The sequence below is a fragment of the Rhodovarius crocodyli genome, from assembly GCF_004005855.1.
Lineage (GTDB): Bacteria > Pseudomonadota > Alphaproteobacteria > Acetobacterales > Acetobacteraceae > Rhodovarius > Rhodovarius crocodyli.
This window is the reverse complement of sequence record NZ_SACL01000030.1, coordinates 1-572: the sequence shown is the minus strand read 5'-3', so window position 1 is coordinate 572 and position 572 is coordinate 1. Positions and strand designations below refer to the sequence as shown.

General features: G+C 62.1%; 1 protein-coding gene. It reads left to right on the top strand.

The genetic code is table 11. The features are described 5' to 3' along the window. Positions 1–446 precede the first annotated feature (446 nt). Positions 447–572, top strand: a 126-nt coding sequence (locus EOD42_RS26575; RefSeq protein ID WP_164868129.1) for a sugar phosphate nucleotidyltransferase, incomplete at its 3' end; no start/stop codon positions are given.

Genomic DNA, 572 nt, shown 5'->3' with positions numbered 1-572 from the left:
AGACGCCGCACCACCGCGGAACCGATGAAGCCGAAGCCGCCTGTCAGAAGGATCGTCACCGCGTGCCTCTCGGTTTCACAGGGAAGTTGAACGGTTTCCTAGGACGAGCAGGGAACAGCCTCAAGGGGTGGCCATCACGGGAGAGCATCGCGAAGGCCCGCGCCGACAAGCGCCCGAACCCTCCGGCGGCGGTATCGATGCCACCGAGAAGCCCGATGCGCCGAACAAAGGCACCCGTGGAGGTAGAAGCACCCACAGGCAGCATACGCGCAAGATTGTGACCGCCTAGAATCCGCAAAGTCGCAATCTCCGAACTTTCATGGATTTAATAACACAATTCGAGGCTATAGGCTTCCTACCGCATCGCAGCATCGAACCGGACCATTCCTGGACCGGGAACGGGGCCGCGCGGTGACTGACCCACTTTCCGCGACAGTGAGCCCCGCATGACGAGCAGCACGAGCACCATCATCCCGGTCATTCTGTCCGGCGGTTCGGGGACGCGGCTGTGGCCCCTCTCGCGTGAAACCTATCCCAAGCAGTTCTGGCCCCTGGTCAGCGAGCAGACCCTG